Here is a 15,521-nt window from a genome sequence, read left to right on the forward strand (position 1 = left end):
TTTCAATCCGCTTTTTGGTAAATGATATTTCCACTTTTTACGGTATACTTCAAAAGATTGACTCCAATATTATAAATTAATTCTGAATATTCATTTAATTCAAAAATAGCGAAATCCGCATCTTTTCCCAGCTCAATTGTTCCGGTATTTTCACTGATGCCCAAAGCATAAGCAGAATTAATTGTAACAGCAGAAATAATTTCCTCTGCGCTCATTCTTAGTTTTAGAGCTGCTAGCTGCATTATTAATTGTAGATTGTTAATATGAGAAGATCCGGGATTGTAATCAGTGGAAAGAGCAACAATCGCGTTATTATCAATTAATTCTCTGGCTGGTGCATATTTATGATCTAGAAAAAATGAAACACCAGGTAGCAATACCGCGGCTGTTTTTGATTTTGAGATCAGTTTAATGTCATCATCGTTAATTACTTCAAGATGATCTGCCGAAAGACAATTGTGTTTGATTGCAAGTGGAATACCCCCTATACTTGAAAATTGATCTGTATGAAGCCTCAAATTAAATTTATACTTTTTCGCTCTTTCAAAAATTAAATTTACATCCTCAACAGAAAAAGCCCCTTTCTCAATAAATGCATCCACAAAATTGGCAAGTTTATTTTGTGAAATATAAGGGAACAGCTCTTCGGTCAGCAAATCAAGATATTTATTTTTTTCATTTTTATATTCGGGGGGATAAGTGTGTGCCCCTAAAAAAGTAGGAATGATATTTATTAGTGCAGTATTCTTAAAATAATTTATAACCTGCAATAGTTTTATTTCATCATAAAAACTTAATCCATACCCGCTTTTTATTTCAAGTGATGTTACCCCTTGAGAAATGAAAGATTTAATTTTGGGTTCCAGAAATTTAACAAGTTCCTCGAATGAAGCATTGCGTACATTTTTCATTGTAGAAATGATACCGCCCCCAGATGCCGCAATCTCTTCATAAGTAGCGCCATTTAATCTCATTAAAAATTCATTGGAGCGGGAACCATAAAATGCAGAGTGAGTGTGGCATTCAACCAATCCTGGTAAAACTATAGAACCGGAGAGATCAATTTTTTTATCATATTTAATTTTATGAGTTGAACTAGAAGGCACCAAATCTTTGATTTTGCCATTTTCAACAAAAATCGAATGATTTTCAAGTAAATCTACTTTTGAGAGTTCTTTCCCTCTTTTATACTTTTTACCACCCGCATTTACTGTAATTATCTGGGAAGGGGAATCATATAATATTTTCATTTATGGCCAAATAAGCATTGTTGAAAAAGAATAGCTCTAATTTGCAAAGATTTTTGTCTAAAACTCAACATTTTCTTAAATTTACAATTCAAAAATCGAGGAACTTACCTTAATGGCTTCAGGAAAACAATTAAAAATCCTTTTCGCGACATCAGAGGTAGTACCCTTCATTAAAACTGGTGGATTAGCAGATGTATCATCCGCATTACCCCAAAGATTACAAGAGATGGGGCATCAAGTCCGCATCATCGTTCCTAAGTATGGAGCAATTGATGAAAGAAAATTTAAAATTCATGAGGTTGTTCGACTTAAAGACATTCCGGTAAAAATTGGTGATAAAGAAGTTGTATTTTCATTACGCTCTTCCTTTTTGGTGGGGCCAAAAACTCGAGTGCAAATTTATTTTCTGGATAATCCCGAATATTTTGGTAGCCGGCATAGTTTATATACCGATCCTCTTACGAATGAGGATTACCCCGATAATGATGAAAGATTCATAATTCTTTCACGCGCGGTGTTTGAGCTTATCACTCTTTTGGGTTGGACTCCGGATCTAATTCATTGCAATGATTGGCAGTGTGGACTTATTCCCGCTTACCTCAAAACAATGTATAAAGATAATCCTGCATTCACGAATATGAAGTCTCTCTACACAGTTCACAATCTAGCATTTCAGGGACAATTTCCAAAATCGACAGCCGAAAAAACTGGATTACCAAAAGAAGCTTTAACAGATAAAGGAATTCTGCACAAAGGCAAAGTTAATTATTTGAAAGCAGGTTTAGTTTATTCCGATATGATAAATACTGTTAGCGAAACTTACGCTAAAGAACTCTATACCGAAAAAGATCTTGGTTTTGGTTTAACCGATATTCTGAAGAAGAGAAAAAACAATCTATTCGGAATAATTAATGGAATTGATGACTCTATATGGAATCCCGAGACTGACAAAAAAATTGCTAAAAAGTTTTCTATCAAGAACATAGCTGATAAGAAGGAAAACAAAAAAGCTGTTGCTGAAAATTTTAATTATGAATATGATGACAGTATTCCAACTATTAGCATGATCTCTCGTTTATATGAAAATAAAGGATTTGATTTAATTGAAAAATCTTTTGAAGATTTAATGAAGCTTAATATTCGTTTAATAATCCTAGGAACCGGTGAGAAGAAATATCATCGGCTACTTTCTACAATGGCCTCAAAATATGATGGAAAATTTTTCTGCTATATTGGTTTCGATGAAGATTTAGCACATCTAATTGAAGCGGGTTCCGATATGTTTTTAATGCCTTCAAAATTTGAACCGTGCGGACTTAATCAAATGTATAGCTTGGTTTATGGAACTGTCCCAATAGTTCGTAAAACTGGTGGGTTAGCAGATACAGTTCAACAGTTCAATCCCAAAACCAAAACTGGTAATGGGTTTGTTTTCGAAAAATATAATGCAAAGGAAATGATGTCTGCAATTAAGCAAGCGGTTGCTATTTATTCTGAGGATAAATCTACCTGGGAAACTATAATGAAGAATGGAATGAAATCTAATTTTAGTTGGACCAGTTCCACAAAACATTACATTGATTTATATAAAAAGCTTACTGAAAAGAACTAATGTCTTCACCAGCCTTATTTTTAGATAGAGACGGTACTATAAATGAAGATACCGGTTACGTAAAGAATCCGGATGAAATTACAATTTTACCTGGAGTTCCAGAAGGGATTAGGAAACTAAAAGAACAATTCGGCTTTAAGATGATCGTAATTAGTAACCAAGCCGGAATTTCTAAAGGATTGATGACAAGAGAGGATGTAGAGTTGGTGAATGCAAGAATTAATGAATTACTTAATACTGAAGGCGCTTACATCGACGATTATCTCTATTGCCCTTATCATCCCGATTTTGACCCACCGGAAAAAACTATTTGCCGTAAGCCTTCTCCAATGATGATTATCGAAGCTGCAAAATTACATGATGTTGATCTCTCAGCCTCTTATATGATTGGAGATAGGGCCAGCGATATTGAGGCTGGAATTAATGCTAACGTTAAAACAATTTTGCTCAAATCCGAACTATTTGAGAGCTCAATTAATAACTTGCATAATCAAGGGAAAAAGCCCAATTTTGTAGCCGCTAATTTTAATGAGGCTTGCGATTATATAATTAAAAATTCCTTCGGAGGTATTTAATTGTCCAAATTATTCCGGTTTTTTCTGACCACGTTTCCTTTAATTTTTATTTTTGCCGGGTGTAATCAAGAACCTTCATCTATTGGTGCGGATATTATTGGTGGTACAGATAAAATATTATTTAAAGAATTCGACAGTAATTCAGAGAATGTTTTTCAGCGCAGTAATAATTTTAAGAAGCCATTAAGATTAGGCAGCGCTGATATGATTCTGCTGGGGAAAAATGATAACATAGAATCTAATATCCTCCTTACCTTTGAAATCTTTTTAAATGATTCGTTAAAAAAATATTTTACCGATAATCGGTTGATACTCAAGTCAGCTTGGTTCGTAATGAGATCTTACTATTTCCTTGGTGATGAAAAATCACCTCTAAATTTTTCGGTACATAAAATAAAAAGCGGCTGGTCACCAGTTGGGTTTGATAACGATAGCCTAAAAGTACTTCAATATGATAATCAAAATTTAATATCAAACTTGAAAGAGAAGGATAGTGTTTTTACTGCCGACTTGAATCCTTCTGTAATAAATGATTGGTTGAGAACCAGATACTCTAATTCAGGTGAAAGTAATTATGGTTTACTCTTTAAACCGGCTGTTAATGCGAAAAGGTTTGTAGGATTTCCTGCATATATTATTTCATATGAAACCGATCAGCCTAAACTTTATGTTGAACTTCAAAGACCTGGAAATCTACTTGACACAATAATCGCAACTCCATATTCAGACATACACACATTCGTTGGTGAATTAAATCAAGAACCAAATTATATTTATAATCAAGGTGGACTTGCAATTAATAGTAATCTGTACTTTAATCTTACTAGTTTTCCAAAAGATGTTATTATAAATAAGGCAACACTAGAATTAACATCCGATACTCTGAAATCAATTGATGGAATTCCTAGTTCAGATTCAATTAATGTTCAAATGATTGCCGATAGCATTTCTAATGCTTTAACTAGCGATAGTTTGTATTCAGCAATTTTGGTCAAAAATAAAAATATCTACAGTGGTGATATTACTTGGATGGTACAAAAATGGATAAGCGAATCAGCAAATCATGGGGTAAGATTATCTTTATATGATGAATATACTTCAGCCGCGCGATTATCTTTTTATGGAAGTAAAGAATCGAATAAATTGTTGAGACCAAGACTCAAAATTATTTATACTCAAAAGAGATAAAAATGAGATTTATAAAATTAAGTTTAATTTTGTTTGTCGTAACTATAGAATTATTTGCTGGTTCAGGTTCACGTTATTCGAGGTTTGGAATTGGTGACTTAGTAATTACTAATTCTGCAAGAAGATTAGGATTTGGTGAATTGGGTATTGCTATAACCGAGAATAAATATATCAGTAATCTTAATCCAGCATCATGGAGCGGATTGAATTTTACCCGATTTGAAACTGGTATTACATACAGCGGTACTTCTTTAAGCGATAATAATAACTCAGTATTTCATTCAAACACAAATCTCAATGGAATGATTTTTGGAATTCCAATAGAGAGGGATTATGGAATTGCTGCCGCTGTTGGTTTTGTTCCATATTCTAATGTTGATTATAAAACACTTAATGTTTTAAATGATGATTTAGTTGGTGATTACAGCGTAGAATATATTGGCGAAGGGGGAATTTCAAAAATATTTTTTGGGGGAAGTTATAAATTACCTTTGGGTTTTGCGTTAGGACTTAATTTAGATTATTATAATGGAAAAATATCTAACGCTCTAAACTTGAAAGTTACGAACCAAAGTGATTTTAATAATCCTTCTTTTACTAATTCTAGAAGTTTTAATGGTGTTGGATTCTCAGCAGGCTTGTTGTCTGATAACTTAGTTGAAAGTTTACAGAATAGCACAATCACAAGTCTTCGTTTCGGAATAACGTATTCTTCTGGTGCAAAAATTAATACCGATACAATGTATACGCTTTCTACATCGGTTGGATTAATTGAAAGCGAATTGGGAACTGTTAAAACAAATATCCCATCAAGAATAGGAATTGGTGCTGCTCTCACATTAAATAAAACTACTACAATTGTTGCCGATTACATCACTCAATCATTCGATAATTACGAATTCAGTAATCGAAAATCAGTAAACCTCAAAAAATATAGCAAGTATGGTGTTGGTGTTGAGTATCACAAAGGGGATGTCAGATCAACAAGCTTATGGGAACACCTAACTTTGAGAGGCGGTTTAAGTTTGGAACAATCGCAATTAACATTTGGAGGCACAAACATAAATCAATTTTCTTTTTATGCAGGTTGCTCTTTACCAATTGGATACGAGAATTCAATAGATTTGGGTCTTCAGTATGGTATCAGAGGAACGAATGATAATTTTTTACTTAAAGAAAATATTTTTAAGTTTATAGTGTCGCTAAGTATTGGAGAAATTTGGTTTTTAAGGCCTGAAAGATAAATAAATAATTAAGAGGAAAATAAATTGAAAAATTTATTCAAAAATTTATTGGTTGCAGTAATTCTAATCTCTTCTTCTAAATCAATTGCTCAAGGAGAACAGATGGTTAATTTCAGTTTGTTTAATGAGTATCAGAAGAACAAAGATTTTGCAACCGCCATTCCATACGGATGGGAAGTTATTAAGTCAGATCCTACCCCTTTCCTCAAGTATAAAATATTCTCTAAGATGGAAGAAGCATTATGGTACATGTATGATAGCAGCAAAATATCAGATGATCAGAAAAAAGCAATTGCAGATACCATGGATTTCTTCTATTCTAAAGCAATTCAATATGAGCCTGCTAAAGGAGGAATATACACTGCAAAAAATGGATACATCAAGGAGGTATGGCTTAAAGCACCTGTGCCCGAAATTATTTCGACATATGAAAAGGCGATAGAACTTGATCCTCAGATTGATAATTTTTACAAAGATAGATTAGGTCTTGTTTTAGCAACAAACGCATCTGATGAAAATGACTATAAGATGAAGGCATTGGATTTATATTCTAAACTTTCAGAGGCAGAACCTAATAATAGTATTTGGATTCAAAAAATTGAAGCGCTTGCCGATAATCTTGATCAACTAATTGAGTACACTAAAAAGAGTTGGGATTTAGATAAAGATAATTTAGAGAAAGCATGGAAATATGCTTCAATGTGTATCAGAGCTCAAAATTATGAAAAGGCTGTTGAACCACTCGAATTCTTAACGGCAAAATCACCCGAAGTAATTAATTACTGGAAGCAGCTTGCATCAGCGTATGATAAACTTAATATGAATGATAAAGCTATCAAAGCTTATCAAAAATTAATTTCGCTACAACCTGAGAGCAGAGATAGTTATTTAAATATTGCTATTATCTATAAGAATATTGAGCAACTTTCCGTTTCTCGTTCTTATCTGTTAAAAGCTATGAATGCATCTCCCGATTGGGATTATCCTTACATGATTGAGGGACAACTATATGAGCAATCAGCCCGTAATTGTGATTTCGATTTTATGACTAAATGTGTTTATCTGCTTGCCGTTAATTCATATAGAAAGGCAGCTAGTATGGGAGGTCAATTTGCATCTACAGCCGCAGAAAGAGTGAAAGCGTTATCCAATTCTGTTCCTACGAAAGAAGACTATTTCTTTAGAAAATTAAAAAGCGGTGATACAGTTAAAATTGAAGGTCCTTGCTATGGATGGATCGGTAAATCTGTTATTGTGCCTTAAATAAGAGAAAAAAATGTATAATCATTTATTGAATGATTCAGAAATATTCAAAGTTGCTCAACTAGAACTAGGACGCCAGGAATCTCATCTTGAACTTATTGCATCCGAAAACTTTGTAAGTCTTGCTGTTTTGGAAGCTGCCGGTTCTATATTAACAAATAAATATGCCGAGGGTTATCCAGGTAAAAGGTATTATGGTGGCTGTGAGTTTGTTGATATGGCCGAGGAGATCGCTAAAGATAGGCTTAAACTTCTTTATGGCGCCGAATATGTGAATGTACAACCTCATAGTGGTTCTCAAGCTAATATGGCCGTCTATATGGCACTTCTAAAACCTGGAGACACAATTCTTGGTTTGAGTCTGGATCATGGTGGTCACTTAACTCACGGCTCACTTGTAAATTTCTCCGGGCAGATTTACCGATCAGTCGGCTATACATTGAATAAAGAAACAAAATTATTAGACTATAATTTAATAGAAGATTTAGCAAAAAAAGAAAAGCCCAAACTTATAGTTATGGGAGGAAGTGCATATTCGAGAGAATGGGATTACGGAAAATTTAGAGAAATTGCTGATAAAGTTGGAGCTCTGTTAATGATGGATATGGCTCACCCAGCAGGCCTAATAGCAAAAGGTTTATTAGATAATCCATTACCTTTTTGTGATGTTGTAACCTCTACTACGCATAAAACTCTGAGAGGTCCAAGAGGTGGTATTATTTTAGTTGGTAAGGATAAAGAGAATCCATTGGGTATCAAAACATTAAAAGGGGATAGACTGAAACTAATGTCTGAGGTTCTTGATAGCATGGTTATGCCGGGTATTCAAGGCGGTCCTCTTATGCATATCATAATGGCAAAAGCCGTTGCATTCGGTGAAGCTCTCACAGATTCATTTGCTGCGTACACAAAACAGATTATTATAAACTCAAAAAAACTAGCAAACGAATTAACTAATCTTGGTTATGAGATTGTTTCCGGAGGAACTGATAATCATCTAATGCTGATTGATCTAACAAATAAAGAGTTGAGTGGTAAAAAAGTTGAAAACGCAATTGGCACAGCAGGTATAACCGTAAATAAAAATATGATACCTTTTGACAGCAAAAGCCCGTTCGTTACAAGCGGTATAAGAGTTGGAACTCCGGCAGTTACTACCCGGGGTATGAAAGAAAATGAAATGCAAAAAATAGCCTCATTTATTGATAGGGCAATTAAAAATGTTGATAATGAATCGGAACTAAAATCTATTAAAATTGAAGTAGCCGATTTGTGCTCACAATTTCCACTTTACCCCGAATTAAAATTAAATTAAAGGTGAAAGAGGAAGCGAATAAATCTACTGATTCCTCCGGTGAAATCGAGATGACATTTCTCGAACATCTTGAGGAATTAAGGTGGAGAATAATTTACTCGCTAATTGGAATTGTTATTGGTACCATTTTAGCCTGGATATTTATTGATTTTTTTATTGATCAAATTTTACTATTACCCGCTCGACAAGCTAATCTAAAACTTCAAAATTTAAGACCATTCGGACAACTTTTTATCTATTTCCAAGTTGCAATAATTATTGGATTAATTCTCAGTTTCCCAAACGTTGCTTTACAGTTTTGGAAATTTATTTCACCCGCGCTTAAAAGCAATGAAAAAAAATATATAAAATGGATTGTTCTATTTACCTCAATCTGTTTTATTAGTGGAGTTATTTTCGCATATTTTTTGATGCTGCCCATGACTCTAAAATTCGCAGCAAGTTTTGGCTCGGCCTCGATAGAAAATAATTTTTCAATTGATGAATACTTCTCAATTATCCTTAGTGTAATATTAGGGGCAGGACTGATATTCGAGTTACCAATGCTCTCTTTTTTTCTGTCAAAGATTGGTATTTTAACTCCTAAAATTATGAGGAAGTACAGACGTCATTCAATTGTTGCAATAATGATTCTTTCAGCAATTTTAACCCCAGGAACCGATCCAGTATCTCAAGTCATTTTAGCAATACCGTTGGTTTTATTATATGAAGTAAGTATATTCGTTTCAAAAATATTTCAAAAGAAGACTTGACAAATATATCCCTCTCAGAAATTTCGGTTCCAATAGAAAAAGAACTAGATGAATTTGTAGTTCTCTTCAGAAATTCACTAAAATCCAAAGTTGGCCTTCTAGATATAGTTACAAGATTCATCCTCAAGCAAAAAGGAAAAAAAATTCGTCCCTTGCTTGTTCTCCTTTCGAGTCAGGCTTGTGGGAGTGTTACTGAAAGAACTTACCGCGGTGCAATTTTAGTTGAGTTATTACACACTGCTACTTTAGTACATGATGATGTAGTTGACGGTGCTGAATCGAGAAGAGGATTCCCTTCAATCAATGCGATATGGAAAAATAAAATTGCCGTATTAATGGGGGATTATCTTCTGGCTAAAGGTTTGATGCTTGCTGTTGACTCCAAAGACTATGATTTTCTTCAGGTAATTACAAATACAGTTAAGAGAATGTCGGAGGGAGAACTTCTCCAAATCAGTAAAACTCGAAAACTTGATAATGATGAGGAAACATATTTTAGGATCATTTCAGATAAAACCGCATCACTGCTTTCCACCTGCTGTTCAATAGGTGCAATGGCTGCTACCAAAAATGATGAGATAATAAAAGCTCTTCATGAGTATGGTGAGAATATTGGACTGGCATTTCAGATACGTGACGATTTACTTGATATAGTTGGGTCAAAGTCACTAATCGGAAAACCTCTGGGTAGCGATATAAAAGAAAAAAAACTCACACTTCCTCTAATTTATGCACTTAGGACTGCACCGAAGGCGGATTCAAAAAAAATTATAAGTGAACTAAAACGCTCAGAGAAGAAAATTAATGTTTCGATGATAGTCGATTTTATCTTAAATAACCATGGAGTTGATTACGCTGAGAAAAAGGCAATCGAAATAATCAAAAGAGCCAAAAATAATTTGTCTATACTTCCAGATTCCGAGGCAAAAAGATCTCTATTACTACTCTCCGATTACATAATAGAGAGAAAAAAATAATTTTAATTAAATAACTTCTTTTGGTATTTCAATTGCATTTCTTATTTTTGACCATTGAAAATTATGAAAATGTATCTGATATCCTATTTTATTTCCAGCACACGCTGAGAGGCAAAAAATTCCAAATTAATTAATATCATCATTATTCTTTTGCAGGTTCTAAATGAAGAAAACGGTTTTGGATTATGCTCTTAAAATACGCCTGCCACTAACTTTATTTGTAATTGCTTTAGCTTTCATTTTAACATTTTATGTCTCACGACCAGAGCGGGATGGAGTTGGTTATTCTCCGGAACAGCCGATTAAATTTTCGCATAAACTTCACGCGGGACAGATGGCAATAGATTGCCAATACTGCCATATAGATGTTGAAAAAGGAAGACATGCTTCAGTACCTTCGGTTAATATTTGTATGAATTGCCACACAGTTGCAAGAAAAGACAAACCGGAGATAATTAAGTTAACTCAGTATTATGAAGAAAATAAACCTCTGCCTTGGAAACGAATTCATAAAGTACCCGACTATGCTTACTTCAATCATAGTGTACATGTGAATAAAGGTATCGATTGTGCAAGCTGTCATGGTGATGTTGCTCAAATGGAAGTGGTTGGACAGGTGAAACCATTTACAATGACTGCATGCTTAGATTGTCATAGAAATCCACACGAACAATTATCTTATCTCGAAAAAGTAAATATCGGGCCCGATAATTGTGCGGCGTGTCATCGGTAATTTGGGAGTCAATGATGAAATCAGAAAATAGTAGAAGAAATTTTTTTAGTATGATAGGTAAAACAACTCTTTTTGGTTTTATTGCCGCACATTTACCGGCTAACATTTTTAGCTCTATCAATAAAGATACTAAACAAAATATTAGAGTGGAGACTCATCACTCTGCAATAAAAAGGAATAAATAAGGTTTTACGATGAAACAATCTTCCGATACTACAAATAATAAAACATTCTGGAAAAGTTTAAGAGAATACTACGACGATCCGGAAATCTTCAAAAATAAAGTTAATGAGTTCAAAGATGGTGTAACTGATGATTTCGATCCATCTGAATTATCCGGAGTATCGCGAAGAAAATTTTTGGCGCTATTAACAGCTTCGGCCGCATTTACAGCAACCGCTTGTTCCGACTATCGTGATAAAGGGGAGATAGTCCCTTTTAATAAGCGTCCCGAAGAAATTGTGCCTGGGGAGGCAAATTATTATGCATCCACATGTAATGGTTGCTCTCAGTCATGCGGTATATTGATAAAAACTCGTGAAGGAAGGCCAATTAAAATTGACGGTAATCCTGAACATCCTATTAGTCAAGGAAAAATTTGTACAACTGCGCAAGCTAGTATTCTAAATCTATACGATCCAGATAGATTAACTGATCCAATGATTAATTCACGCAAAGTTACTTGGGAAAGGATTGATTCGAGTATTGTTGACGAATTGAATAATGCGGTTAAGTTGGGAAAAGAGATTGCCATTATTTCTGAAGCTATTGTGTCCCCATCTACAAAAAATGTAATTGACGATTTTATTCAAAAGTATTCCTCAGCAAAATTATATACGTATTCATTAATAAATGATAAAAATAGAAGAGAAGCCTGGCTGGTTACTCACAATAGTTACAATTATCCCGCGGTAAAGTTGGATGAAGCAGAGATAGTTGTATCTCTCGATTCCGATTTCTTAGGAAGCGAGGGAAATTTTATTGAAAACCTCAGATTATTTTCTAAGAAAAGAGAAGTTGTTTCCAAGACTGATTTTAATCGGTTATATGTTGCAGAAGGAAGAATGAGTTTAACCGGCTCATTAGCTGATTATAGAATTCAAGTTTCACCGGCTGACCAACTATCATTTGTTTATTATTTAATGAATGAACTTGTGAAAACTTTCCCGACAGTTTTAATTGACTCTTCCGCTTCTTCAATTTTAGCAAAATACTCTTCGATTGATTTGGATGCTAGTTCGAAGGAAAAAGTGAATCATCTATTGATTGATATTAAAAAGAATTTCGGTAAAACTTTATTTTATGCCGGAGATACTCTCAACAAAGATGTTCACATAGCTGTAAACTTATTGAATGAAATTGTTGGCGCAAATAGGTTGTATGATTATTCAAGCACCTTTAAAATAGCGTATAAATATTCTGCGACAGAAGAAATTAGTTCATTAGTCTCTTCCATGAAAAATGGGAAAGTTGGCGCTGTACTTCATTTTGATACAAACCCGGTATATAGTTTATCTCCTGACTTTGAATATTCATCAGCGCTGAAAAAAGTGGATTGTACCATTTCGCTGACAGAAGCAGATAACGAAACTTCTGCTTTATGCAAATATAAATTGCCAATTAATAATCCTTTTGAGAGTTGGGGAGATTTTAATTCAAGAAACGGAATTTATTCTACACAACAGCCGGTTATTGAGCCCTTGTTTAATACCAGGGAAAAGGAATCTATATTACTAAATTGGATTGCAGGAAACAGCTCGAAATACAACCCCGATTTATATCGTAAATATATTTATGATCGATTTGTGAAGGAAATATTTCCTAAAGCAAATAGTGCCACAGATGAAAAAACATTTTGGTATTCAGTTTTACATGAAGGTGTACTATCAACAATTCCAGACGATTCTCCTAAGAATTTCAATTCAAAAATAACTCTTTCAGAAGCTGCAAAATCAAATGACAATTACTCACTTCACCTTACTTCTGGTTATTACATTAAAGATGGAAGATTCGCTAATAATGGATGGCTACAAGAAATCCCTCATCCTATCTCAAAAGTAGCATGGGATAATTATGCTTCTATCTCACCACAATTAGCTAATAAATTAGAAGTTGATCTTAGCGATGTAATTGAAATCTCGGTGAATGGTAAAAATTTATCCTTGCCAGTAGTTGTTCAACCGGGAGTTGCTAAAGATGTGATTCATGTTGAACTTGGATATGGCAGAACCGTGGTTGGTGAAGTTGGCAAGGGAGTTGGATTTAACACAAACAATCTTTTAACAAAAGATCAAAAATATATTTATGAAAATGTTTCTGTTAAGAAAACTGGCTCGGTTTATAAACTTGCTTCAACCCAAGAACATCATTCTCTCGATGATACTTTTGTAAAGGATTTTCATAGAATAAGAAAAATTATTCAAGATGGTACAGTGGAGGAATACAAGAACGATCCGGAATTTCTTCATCACAAGAAACATAAAATTTTCAGTATAACTGAGGATCATGCATATACCGGTAATAAATGGGCAATGGCGATCGACTTAAATAAATGCACTAACTGCAGTGCATGCATTGCTTCATGTAATGTTGAAAATAATATTCCCATAGTAGGTAAAGATCAAGTTTCTCGTGGTAGAGAAATGCAGTGGATGAGACTTGATAGATATTATTCCGGAACACCTGATGAGCCGATAGTTAGTAATCAACCAATGTTATGTCAGCATTGTGATAATGCACCTTGCGAAAATGTTTGTCCAGTTAATGCTACTAATCATAGCCCCGATGGATTAAACCAAATGGTATATAACCGCTGTGTCGGAACAAGATATTGTTCTAATAACTGTCCTTATAAAGTTAGAAGATATAATTTCTATAATTTCCGGGATAATTTTGCGGATGCATATTATGAAAATAAATTGACCTCGCTTGTTCATAACCCGGAAGTTACCGTTCGGTCTCGTGGTGTAATGGAAAAATGTACATTCTGTGTTCAAAGAATTATGGATGCAAGGTCAATAGCAATTAAAGAGGGAAGAGCATTAAAAGGGGAAGATGTAGTTACAGCTTGTCAATCGGCATGCCCAACAAACGCAATTGTTTTTGGTGACGCCAACGATAAAAACTCAGCTGTAGCAAAACTAAGAGATCATAAACTAGCTTATCACGTTTTGGAAGAATTAAACGTTAAGCCGAATGTAACTTATATAGCAAAACTTCGAAATATTCATTCGGAGGATGTAAATTGAGTAATATTGATTATTCTATCGAAAAATCGGTAATAGAACGCAAAGTTCAGTTAAGGGAACTTGATGAGCTTATCGCAAGACCTTTAGAGAATAAGCCTGATAAAAAGTTTTTTATAGCATTACTGATTACACTTTCACTAACTGGACTTTTCCTAATTGGATTGGGTTTAACTTTCTATTATGGTATTGGTGTTTGGGGAAATAATAATCCTGTTGGGTGGGCATTCGACATCGTTAATTTTGTTTTCTGGGTAGGAATTGGACACGCCGGAACTCTTATTTCAGCTATTCTATTTTTATTTAGACAAAAATGGCGTACAGGTATTGCACGATTTGCCGAAGGAATGACAATCTTTGCCGTGATGACTGCAGGCTTATTTCCATTGATACATGTCGGGCGTCCTTGGTTAGCCGGTTATTTATTCCCTTATCCTAATCAACATTCGGTATGGGTTAATTTTACATCACCATTATTGTGGGATGTTTTTGCGGTATCAACATATTTAACTGTTTCATTAATATTTTGGTATGTAGGGTTGATACCCGATTTTGCCACCCTTCGCGAAAAGACCGATGGGAAAATCAAAAAAGTAATTTATTCGGTATTTTCTCTAGGTTGGCGATTTTCCAACCGTCATTGGCAGCATTACGAAATGGTATATTTAATATTAGCCGGATTTGCGACTCCGTTAGTTCTTTCGGTACACACAATAGTAAGTTTTGATTTCGCTGTATCAATTATCCCCGGATGGCACACTACAATATTTCCTCCATATTTTGTAGCCGGAGCGGTTTTCTCCGGATTTGCAATGGTTCAAAATGTACTAATATTTGTTCGAAAAATTTTCAATTACGAACATATTATAACTCTAGATACTTTAGAGAAGATGAACAAAATAATATTATTGACCGGTTCTTTAGTTGGATACGCCTATGCAATGGAATTTTTTATAGCATGGTATAGTGGCGTGCAAGCAGAACAATTTGCATTTCTCAACAGAGCGCTGGGTCCTTACGCATGGGCTTATTGGATAATGGTTACATGTAACGTAGTATTTCCACAGCTCTTCTGGTCAAAACGGATACGCAGAAATATCCCAATTATGTTTGTAATTGCAGTTCTTACAAATGTAGGCATGTGGTTCGAAAGATTTGTAATTATTGTTACTTCCTTGTCACGTGATTATCTCCCTTCAAGTTGGGCATACTACACACCAACACTAGTCGATGGAATGATATTAATTGGAAGTTTTGGATTTTTCTTCACATTTATTTTACTGTTTACAAAAGCCTTACCGGTAGTTTCTATTGCTGAGGTTAAGGCAGTTGTTGATGGCGCTCAACCTACGCATAAGGATCATTAA

Annotated in this window: 13 protein-coding genes; 12 read left to right on the top strand and 1 reads right to left on the bottom strand. The window is 34.4% G+C overall.

What is annotated here, in order from left to right; translation table 11 throughout:
• Positions 1–2 precede the first annotated feature (2 nt).
• Positions 3–1,250 (bottom strand): imidazolonepropionase, encoded by a 1,248-nt coding sequence (hutI, locus tag KF816_08165; protein ID MBX3007985.1) that lies wholly within the window; start codon positions 1,248–1,250, stop codon positions 3–5.
• Between the two features lie 112 nt (positions 1,251–1,362).
• On the opposite strand from hutI, the gene glgA reads away from it, so the two are divergent.
• The 12 genes from glgA to nrfD all read left to right on the top strand — a co-directional run bounded on the left by glgA (position 1,363) and on the right by nrfD (position 15,521).
• Positions 1,363–2,862 (top strand): glycogen synthase GlgA, encoded by a 1,500-nt coding sequence (gene glgA, locus KF816_08170; GenBank protein MBX3007986.1) that lies wholly within the window; start codon positions 1,363–1,365, stop codon positions 2,860–2,862.
• Positions 2,862–3,437, top strand: coding sequence for an HAD family hydrolase (locus KF816_08175; GenBank protein ID MBX3007987.1), 576 nt, complete (start codon positions 2,862–2,864; stop codon positions 3,435–3,437). Before glgA ends, KF816_08175 begins: the two co-directional genes overlap by 1 nt.
• Positions 3,438–4,625: a DNRLRE domain-containing protein gene (locus KF816_08180; GenBank protein ID MBX3007988.1), complete on the top strand. Its 1,188-nt coding sequence runs from the start codon at positions 3,438–3,440 to the stop codon at positions 4,623–4,625. It abuts the gene before it with no gap.
• A gap of 2 nt (positions 4,626–4,627) precedes the next feature.
• Complete coding sequence (locus KF816_08185) at positions 4,628–5,869, top strand: hypothetical protein (protein ID MBX3007989.1); 1,242 nt, start codon at positions 4,628–4,630, stop codon at positions 5,867–5,869.
• Between the two features lie 24 nt (positions 5,870–5,893).
• Positions 5,894–7,132, top strand: coding sequence for a hypothetical protein (locus KF816_08190; GenBank protein ID MBX3007990.1), 1,239 nt, complete (start codon positions 5,894–5,896; stop codon positions 7,130–7,132).
• A 13-nt stretch (positions 7,133–7,145) separates the two neighbouring features.
• Positions 7,146–8,447 (top strand): serine hydroxymethyltransferase, encoded by a 1,302-nt coding sequence (locus tag KF816_08195; protein ID MBX3007991.1) that lies wholly within the window; start codon positions 7,146–7,148, stop codon positions 8,445–8,447.
• Between the two features lie 50 nt (positions 8,448–8,497).
• Positions 8,498–9,199 carry a twin-arginine translocase subunit TatC gene (tatC, locus tag KF816_08200; protein ID MBX3007992.1) on the top strand — a complete coding sequence of 234 codons (702 nt, stop codon included), beginning with the start codon at positions 8,498–8,500 and terminating at the stop codon, positions 9,197–9,199.
• The gene (locus KF816_08205; GenBank protein MBX3007993.1) at positions 9,196–10,176 is read left to right on the top strand and encodes a polyprenyl synthetase family protein; all 981 of its coding nucleotides are present in this window, start codon (positions 9,196–9,198) and stop codon (positions 10,174–10,176) included. Before tatC ends, KF816_08205 begins: the two co-directional genes overlap by 4 nt.
• 163 nt (positions 10,177–10,339) lie before the next feature.
• The gene (locus tag KF816_08210) at positions 10,340–10,909 is read left to right on the top strand and encodes a cytochrome c3 family protein (GenBank protein ID MBX3007994.1); all 570 of its coding nucleotides are present in this window, start codon (positions 10,340–10,342) and stop codon (positions 10,907–10,909) included.
• A gap of 14 nt (positions 10,910–10,923) precedes the next feature.
• Positions 10,924–11,094: a hypothetical protein gene (locus KF816_08215; protein ID MBX3007995.1), complete on the top strand. Its 171-nt coding sequence runs from the start codon at positions 10,924–10,926 to the stop codon at positions 11,092–11,094.
• A gap of 9 nt (positions 11,095–11,103) precedes the next feature.
• On the top strand, positions 11,104–14,157 hold the full coding sequence (locus tag KF816_08220; protein MBX3007996.1) for a TAT-variant-translocated molybdopterin oxidoreductase: 3,054 nt from the start codon (positions 11,104–11,106) through the stop codon (positions 14,155–14,157).
• On the top strand, positions 14,154–15,521 hold the full coding sequence (gene nrfD, locus KF816_08225) for a polysulfide reductase NrfD (GenBank protein MBX3007997.1): 1,368 nt from the start codon (positions 14,154–14,156) through the stop codon (positions 15,519–15,521). Before KF816_08220 ends, nrfD begins: the two co-directional genes overlap by 4 nt.

The sequence above is a fragment of the Melioribacteraceae bacterium genome, from assembly GCA_019638015.1.
Classification (GTDB): Bacteria; Bacteroidota; Ignavibacteria; order Ignavibacteriales; family Melioribacteraceae; genus JAHBUP01.

Bases quoted from the DNA above. Each gene is read 5' to 3' on its own strand.
- KF816_08210 (MBX3007994.1), top strand. From the start codon at position 10,340: ATGAAGAAAACGGTTTTGGATTATGCTCTTAAAATACGCCTGCCACTA.
- KF816_08185 (MBX3007989.1), top strand. From the start codon at position 4,628: ATGAGATTTATAAAATTAAGTTTAATTTTGTTTGTCGTAACTATAGAA.
- glgA (MBX3007986.1), top strand. From the start codon at position 1,363: ATGGCTTCAGGAAAACAATTAAAAATCCTTTTCGCGACATCAGAGGTA.
- KF816_08215 (MBX3007995.1), top strand. From the start codon at position 10,924: ATGAAATCAGAAAATAGTAGAAGAAATTTTTTTAGTATGATAGGTAAA.
- tatC (MBX3007992.1), top strand. From the start codon at position 8,498: ATGACATTTCTCGAACATCTTGAGGAATTAAGGTGGAGAATAATTTAC.
- hutI (MBX3007985.1), bottom strand. From the start codon at position 1,250: ATGAAAATATTATATGATTCCCCTTCCCAGATAATTACAGTAAATGCG.
- KF816_08195 (MBX3007991.1), top strand. From the start codon at position 7,146: ATGTATAATCATTTATTGAATGATTCAGAAATATTCAAAGTTGCTCAA.
- KF816_08175 (MBX3007987.1), top strand. From the start codon at position 2,862: ATGTCTTCACCAGCCTTATTTTTAGATAGAGACGGTACTATAAATGAA.
- KF816_08220 (MBX3007996.1), top strand. From the start codon at position 11,104: ATGAAACAATCTTCCGATACTACAAATAATAAAACATTCTGGAAAAGT.